At 39.2% G+C, this 7,363-nt stretch carries 6 protein-coding genes; 4 read left to right on the top strand and 2 right to left on the bottom strand.

Annotated features, from left to right (window positions below):
• Positions 1-608: 608 nt before the first annotated feature.
• Genes ACEW8O_RS21185 through ACEW8O_RS21170 form a run of 4 tightly spaced genes read left to right on the top strand, consistent with a single transcriptional unit; the run spans position 609 to position 5,732 of the window.
• The gene (locus ACEW8O_RS21185; protein WP_373496625.1) at positions 609-1,289 is read left to right on the top strand and encodes a TetR/AcrR family transcriptional regulator; all 681 of its coding nucleotides are present in this window, start codon (positions 609-611) and stop codon (positions 1,287-1,289) included.
• Positions 1,279-2,979, top strand: a complete 1,701-nt coding sequence (locus ACEW8O_RS21180) for a peptidase domain-containing ABC transporter (protein WP_373496624.1) — start codon at positions 1,279-1,281, stop codon at positions 2,977-2,979. The genes ACEW8O_RS21185 and ACEW8O_RS21180 overlap by 11 nt, the downstream gene beginning before the upstream one ends.
• Before the next feature lie 12 nt (positions 2,980-2,991).
• The gene (locus ACEW8O_RS21175; RefSeq protein WP_373496623.1) at positions 2,992-4,347 is read left to right on the top strand and encodes an HlyD family secretion protein; all 1,356 of its coding nucleotides are present in this window, start codon (positions 2,992-2,994) and stop codon (positions 4,345-4,347) included.
• Positions 4,344-5,732 (top strand): TolC family protein, encoded by a 1,389-nt coding sequence (locus tag ACEW8O_RS21170; RefSeq protein WP_373496622.1) that lies wholly within the window; start codon positions 4,344-4,346, stop codon positions 5,730-5,732. Before ACEW8O_RS21175 ends, ACEW8O_RS21170 begins: the two co-directional genes overlap by 4 nt.
• Before the next feature lie 207 nt (positions 5,733-5,939).
• Here the strand turns inward: ACEW8O_RS21170 and ACEW8O_RS21165 are convergent, their stop codons facing one another.
• Both ACEW8O_RS21165 and ACEW8O_RS21160 read right to left on the bottom strand, forming a co-directional pair.
• Positions 5,940-6,962: a hypothetical protein gene (locus tag ACEW8O_RS21165; RefSeq protein ID WP_373496621.1), complete on the bottom strand. Its 1,023-nt coding sequence runs from the start codon at positions 6,960-6,962 to the stop codon at positions 5,940-5,942.
• Positions 6,963-6,975: 13 nt separating this feature from the next.
• Positions 6,976-7,299 (bottom strand): DUF3817 domain-containing protein, encoded by a 324-nt coding sequence (locus tag ACEW8O_RS21160; RefSeq protein WP_373496620.1) that lies wholly within the window; start codon positions 7,297-7,299, stop codon positions 6,976-6,978.
• Positions 7,300-7,363 lie beyond the last annotated feature (64 nt).

Genomic DNA, 7,363 nt, shown 5'->3' with positions numbered 1-7,363 from the left:
GTCGGTAATTTCATATTCCTTCACAAGTTCGCATATTCTTATGGTACCTGATTCCAATTCCCGGACTTTTTCGATCTTGAAAGACTCACTGAAATTACGGACACGACGCTGAGCAATGCTCATTTTAAACTGATTTCTATTTGCCATCTTTCTACTGGTTTGGTTAAAATTTCTCTATTTTTAACGGTCAGTGTATTTCAGGCACTATCACAGTAGGCAGTGTTCAGTAGGCAGTGTTCAGTATGAAAGTGATCTGTTGGTTAGAAGGCAGTATTCGGTGTTACAGGTATCAGTAGGGAGTTTTAAAGTGTTCAGTTTCCAGTGGTCAGGGTGTGTTCAGTTTGCAACTGTTAACTGAGACCACCTACTCCATCCTGACTGTCAACTGCACACAGCGACTGCCAACTTGTAAGGTAGTGTTCAGTGTTCAGTAGGCAGTGTTCAGTAGGCAGTCTGTCAACTGCAAACTACCCACTGCCCACTGCGACTGCCTACTGAGACTGACCACTGCACACTGCATACTAGAAGGTTTGTAATACAAACTTTATCTACAACAATATAAACTTTCTCAAAAGCAATACCGTTATTTGCTTATCATTTCCCGGAATATGGAAGATATTTTACAGAAAATACGTGTGGATATCAATGAGGATATTTTCCTCAAAGATCCTTTTAGCTCAGATTTGGGGAAGGAAATCATCCAGCAGTCTGTCTATATGATGATTGAACTGGGGTTCGAACATTTCAATTTCAAAAAACTTTCCGGGCGGATTGGATGTACAGAAACAGCTATTTATCGCTATTTTGAAAACAAACATAAATTATTGCTGTTCTTGACTTCATGGTACTGGGGATATCTTGAACAGAATCTGGTTTTCGGTACTGCCAATTTGCCTGATGCAAGAAAAAAACTTGAAATAGCCATCCAAATTTTAGTAAAAGGCCCCATATTTACTAAAAATGATTTTATCGATCCCCTCACATTAAAAAGCTTGTTGACTGATGAGGCGACCAAGGCAATCATGACAAAAGAAGTTGATGCGGAGTATCAAAAAGGATTCTTCAATCATTATCACAAGCTTGGAGAAAGAATATCAAAAATCATTTTAGAAATTAATCCTGCTTTTGAATACCCTAAGACCTTGGTTTCGACTGTTATGGAATCAAGTTTCATGCAGTCTTATTATGCCAAACATCTTCCCGGATTGACAGAACATCAGCCTGGAGATGATAGAAAAATTGACTTTTTCCACAACTTAGTTTTCAAAACCATAGAAAATGAAAATTGATCATACCATAACTCCTCTTAGAAGATTCTTTCGGCTCTTAAAGGAGGAGAAAAATGAAGTTTATGCGATATATTTTTATTCATTGCTCAATGGTGCGGTCTCTCTGGTTTATCCTTTGGGAATTCAGGCCATAGTCAATTTTGTCCTCGGTGGAAGAGTCAGTACTGCATGGCTAATTATGATTTTGGTGGTGGCCGTAGGGATTACATTTGGTGGGTTTCTACAGATTTCCCAATTGTATCTGACAGAAAAACTTGAACAGAGGATTTTCACCAAAGTTGGATTCAGCTTTGCTTATCGACTTCCAAAACTAAAGCTTGATGAACTTCAGGATAAACACCCACCTGAACTGGTAAACCGGTTTTTTGATGCTGTAATGCTTCAGAAAGGGGTTTCTAAAATTCTTATTGAATTTTCGTTTGCCATGGTTCAGATTTTCTTTGGCATGATTTTGCTTGCTGTTTACAATATTTTCTTTTTGATTTTCAGTTTATTGCTGATTTTCTTGGTCATTTTGATTTTCTATTTTACCAGTCCCAAAGGAATGGAAACTAATCTGAAGGTTTCTACAAAAAAATATGAAATAGCATTTTGGTTGGAAGAAATTGGCCGAACTTTGGCAACCTTTAAGCTTGCCGGAAGCTCAAAACTCCCCTTTTATACCATAGATAAGCTTTTGCAATCTTATGTGGATTTTAGAAACAAGCATTTTGCTGTGCTAGTCTTTCAATATAAAGTAATGATTGCTTTCAAAGCTTTGATTGTGACCACACTTTTGGTGGTAGGTAGTTTGTTGTTGATTGATAATCAAATCAGTATAGGCCAGTTTATTGCCGCTGAAGTCATTATTATTTTGATTGTAACTTCAGTCGAGAAGCTTATTCTTTCGCTGAATGAGGTCTATGACACACTTACAGCCACCGAAAAAATTGGTCTTATTATGGATCTTCCATTAGAAAGGCAGCAAGGCACTGAAAAATCCTTGTCTACCAACAATGAGAGTCTCAAATTCGAAGTCCGAAACCTAAGTTTTAGATCTAAAAATTCAACTTTGGAAATATTGGAAAATGTTTCCTTTGAACTTAAACCCGGGGAGAAGGTAATTCTTACCGGGAAAAGCGGAAGTGGTAAAAGTGCATTGATGTATTTGATTTCAGGTTTATTCAGTGAATATAGAGGTCGAATAATCGTAAACGGCTTGCCTATAGATACCATGAACCTTGAAAGACTGAGAGGATATATTGGGGACAGTCTCTCTCACCAATCAATCTTTCATGGAAGTTTTTATGATAATATCACTTTGCACAAAGAAGTTGAGGATTCCCATGTGCGGGAAATTATAGATTTGGTCGGTTTAAAAGAATATATCTATTTACTTCCCGAGGATTGGGACACCATTCTGCTCCCTGAAGGAAAAAATCTCAGCAAAGCAATCATCAGTAAAATAGTTTTGGCAAGATGTCTTGTTAGCTTTCCCAAGGCACTGTTACTTGAAAACTTGGTGACATATTTGGATCCTGAGGAAAAAGAAAGGGTATTGGATTATATCCTCAAAGGAGAATGGACCGTTTTGATGATGGCGGAAGATAAAGATATCATAAATATGTTTCCCAGAGTTCTAAAATTGGACAATGGAAAACTTGTGTTTGACGGTAGCAGTGAAGATTTTCTAAACAATGACATAAATTAATCCCTCAATTAGATGATTGGTATTTCAAAAAACAAGATAGGGGCCGATTTCTCTTTTGATGGTTTCAAAAGTTTAGGGATGACAATTCCCAAAGATGAAAGTAAAAAGAGGATTAGGATATTGCTATGGTTTTTGATTGGGACTTTTCTGTTCCTTTTCCTACCATGGACTCAAAATGTAAGAACAAAAGGATTTGTAACCGCTCTTAGACCCGACCAAAGACCGCAGACTGTACATTCTATTATTGCCGGAAGGATAGAAAAGTGGTATGTTGCTGAAGGTGAATATGTTCAGAAAGGAGATACTGTTCTGATGGTTTCAGAAATAAAGGACGATTATTTTGATCCTTTACTTTTGGACAGGACAAGATTGCAGGTAGATGCCAAAAACCTTTCTGCAAAATCTTATTTCGAAAAAGTAAAGTCCTTGGAAATTCAGATTCAGGCTTTGAGAGAAAACAATGTGCTCAGAATAGAGCAAGCAGAAAACAGGCTGAAAATGGCAGAGCTGCAGGTGACTTCGGACAGCATCAGGTATGAACAATCCAAAGTCAACTTCAAAGTCGGTGTCGATCAGCTAAAACGTGCCGAAAATCTCTATAAAGAAGGATTGAGATCGCTAACCGACTTTGAACAGAGGGAACTTCGTTTTCAGGAGGTTCAGGCAGGTATGGTTTCGGCCGAAAACAGCCTTCTGCAAAGTATCAATGCAAGGATAGCCGCCCAAATAGAGCTAAACGCCATAGACAATGATTTCAGGGATAAAATGGCCAAGGCGAGTGCTGATATGTATCAAGCCTTGTCATCACAATATGATGCAGAAGCTTCGGCTACAAAATTGGAAAATCAATATGCCAATTATGAAGTCAGAACCGGATTCCGTCATATATTGGCCCCACAAGAAGGTTACATTACCCGTGCCATCCAGGTCGGTATAGGAGAAACCATCAAAGAAGGAGCCGAAATAATCAGTATTCTCCCTGGAAATGCACAGTTGGCAGTAGAAATGTACGTTCCACCGGTGGATTTTCCTTTGTTGAGAATTGGCAATAAAGTCCGGTTTATTTTTGATGGTTGGCCTGCGATTGTGTTTTCAGGATGGCCGCAGATTACAAATGGTACTTTTGGAGGAGTGGTTCATGCCATAGATAATTTTTCAGGCCCGGATGGCAATTATAGGATCTTGGTGGTAGAAGATCCCGAAGAACAACCGTGGCCCTATGCGCTACGGATAGGTTCCGGGGCTGACGGAATCTCCCTGCTCAATGATGTTCCTTTATGGTACGAAATATGGCGTCAGCTCAATGGTTTTCCACCGGATTATTATACTTCCAGGGAAAAGGCCATAAACAGAAAAGAAAATCAATGATGCGTTCACTGTTTATTTTGATTGCAATAGGGTTGAGCCTCCAATCCTATGGCCAACAAATACTTACTTATTCGGAATATATGGAATGGGTGAGAGATTTTCATCCTGTTGCTAAACAGGCTGAGGTTACCTTGCGCTTCGGTGAACAGGAACTCCGTGCTTCCCGCGGAGGGTTTGATCCTTATGTTTATGCAGATTATGACAAAAAGCGATTTAAGGATACCAATTACTTTGATAAAAGGGAAGCAGGTGTGGTAGTTCCAACTATGGCAGGTGTGGAACTGAAAGGATTGATCGAACAGAATACAGGAACCTTTTTGAATTCCGAGAAAGAAGTGCCAAGTGATGGTCTCATTGCTGTTGGAGCTTCAGTCAATGTTGCACAGGGCTTGTTGATCGATAGGAGAAGAGCAGCGCTGAGACAGGCTCAGATTTATATGGAATCCACCAAAGCAGAAAGACAGATGATTCTTAACGATCTGTACCTTGATGCTACCCAGACATACTGGGATTGGGCTGCTGAATACAGGAATGTAATTATTTTGCAGGAAGGGGTGAAACTGGCTGAGCAACGGTTCGAAATGGTCAAGGAAAGTTATATACAAGGTGATTTCCCTGCAATAGATACAGTGGAGGCTTATACACAGGTTATGGACCGGATTTACAGGTTGCAATCAGCACAGATCCAGTTTTTCCGAACCACACAGTTTGTCAACACTTTTCTTTGGGATCAAAATGACGAACCTGTGGAATTGTTGGAGTCAACTTTCCCTGAAGATGTACTCAATGAAATGGTCTTTGATTACAGTAAGGAATCATTGAGGGACTATGTGCAACTACATCCCGATTTGAGATTGACAGATTTTGATATTGAGTCTTTGATGGTCGAACGGAGGTTGAGGGCCAATATGTTATTGCCTGTGTTGAAATTCAATTACAACTTTCTGACAGAAAGTTTTAATCAATTAAACACTTCACCGTTTTTGGAAAATAATTATAAAATGGGGGTAACTTTTGGTATGCCGTTGTTTTTGAGAAGAGAAAGGGGAGAACTGGGACTGACCAAGGCCAGGATTGATTTTCAAAACTATCAAAGGGACTTGAAATTGATCCAACTTCAAACCAAACTTGAAAGTGAGATCTATAATTTTGAAACTGTCGAGCAACAGTTAATTGTTTTTTTCAATAATGTAAATGGCTTACAAAAATTACTGGACGGTGAAATGATCCGCTTTGATATCGGGGAAAGTTCACTGTTCCTTGTCAATGCCCGTGAGGTCAGCTTGATCAACGCCCAAATTACCCTAAATGATTTGGCGGGAAGAAGAAAGGCAGCCTATGCCAGGTTGTTGAATGCAGCGGGTTTGGGATTTGAGGAACCTTAGGAAGGAAGGATGAAGGATGAGGGATGAGGGATGAAGGAGGAATCCGAGAAAAAAGGCGAGAAACAAGAACTAAGATGCGAGAGCCGAGAGGAAAGATAAATCCCACCCTTAATACAGTATGGGAGTGTTAGCTAAACTCTACCTTCAAACCTTCCTCCATCATCCTTTCTCCTTCCTCCATCATCCTTTCTCCTTCATCCTTCCTCTCTACCTTTTCAACACCTGTTCAAGACTTTCCCTCAAAATCTGACCCATATTGATGCAGGTAAGAAATTTCCCGTTTTTATAATGTTTAGCCAGTTCTTTTTTGAGGGATTCGATATTTTCCTTGGTTGAAATCGTGTCGTTTTCCATGGTACTGAGTACATCTTCGATTTCTATTGTTGAAGTCTTGAGTCTGGTGGCTATCAATGCCCTTTCCTCTCTCTGGTATTGGGTCATGGATTCTTGGGTAATATGTTTGATTCCAAGCTGAATTAGGGCATTGTTCTGTTTGAAATATTGGGGAAGATAAATTGATTTTTTTCCTTCAAAGGACTGCTGGTCAAAATCAATTGCACGGATTCTATAATGGGTTTCTTCAAAATCCGGAGTAACATCAACCACAAAATTCGATGAATGCATGTCTCCTAATAGCCTGACAAAACATCTTTCATTGAACTTGACAAACTCCTTGGCCAATCTAATGGGGTTGAGTAGTGGGTCATTGATCTGTTGCCTCATGAACTGCTCACCGGGTATACCTGCAATATGCTCTTCTATCAGGGTGTTTTTGTGGACCAGGTAACTTATTCGGTTCGGAGAAAGTAAATGCTCTATTTCAAGGCCATAAACTCTGGAAGCATCCGCATGTTTGACATAGAAATAATCAAAATTATCATTGATTCTGTTTACAATCCTGACTCTAAACGGTTGGGTATTGCCATAAACACAAAGATCAATCCGGTCAATATATAGGTGTTCCATGACCGACATGTCTCCCTCCGCTTTCAGAAGAGAATAGATTTTTTTGACATTGTAATGAATTTCTTCCCTGTCAGATTGAGCGTAAAAAACTGTTTCCCAAAGGGTGTCATTTCCCTTGAAATCATATAAAGGAATTGAACCACTATATCGCAATAGGTCATTGTAATGAATGGGAAAATCGACTTCCCGGCCATATTTCTGAAGAAATAACCTTAATGCATCACTGATAGGATAAATGATTTTCTTTTTACTGATCAGTGCCATTAGGATGTCGGTTTTAAGATTTGGCCATCTCTTTTTCCTCTTTGGTCATGTACCTGTCAAAAATAAATGGTCCAAAAGGCAAAACAGATGCAATCAAAGCAAAAAATGTTTTGCTGAAATTCCAGGTCATTCTTCTGGCAGTTGGGAAAACCACATATATGTAAATGATAAAGAGTATTCCATGTGCCCAGCCAACGTAGGTTACCGCCAGGGGTAAATCCATCATATACTTCAAAGGCATGGCCACGAATAAAAGTATCAGGAATGATGTGCCTTCCACAATACTGATCAATCTGAATCTTTTCAGCCACTTTATTTTAATTTCGTCTGCGCTCATTTTTGTTTTTGGGTAATGTTGAAAAGTACCTGAAGTTCACTCCAGAGTAATTTCTTTAAATTAA

Origin of the sequence: Aquiflexum sp., from assembly GCF_041749095.1 — a bacterium.
Lineage (GTDB): Bacteria > Bacteroidota > Bacteroidia > Cytophagales > Cyclobacteriaceae > Aquiflexum.
This window is presented reverse-complemented; position numbering and strand designations above follow the sequence as displayed.

Coding starts and splice junctions, on each gene's coding strand:
- ACEW8O_RS21185 (WP_373496625.1), top strand. CDS start 609: ATGGAAGATATTTTACAGAAAATACGTGTGGATATCAATGAGGATATT.
- ACEW8O_RS21180 (WP_373496624.1), top strand. CDS start 1,279: ATGAAAATTGATCATACCATAACTCCTCTTAGAAGATTCTTTCGGCTC.
- ACEW8O_RS21175 (WP_373496623.1), top strand. CDS start 2,992: ATGATTGGTATTTCAAAAAACAAGATAGGGGCCGATTTCTCTTTTGAT.
- ACEW8O_RS21170 (WP_373496622.1), top strand. CDS start 4,344: ATGATGCGTTCACTGTTTATTTTGATTGCAATAGGGTTGAGCCTCCAA.
- ACEW8O_RS21165 (WP_373496621.1), bottom strand. CDS start 6,962: ATGGCACTGATCAGTAAAAAGAAAATCATTTATCCTATCAGTGATGCA.
- ACEW8O_RS21160 (WP_373496620.1), bottom strand. CDS start 7,299: ATGAGCGCAGACGAAATTAAAATAAAGTGGCTGAAAAGATTCAGATTG.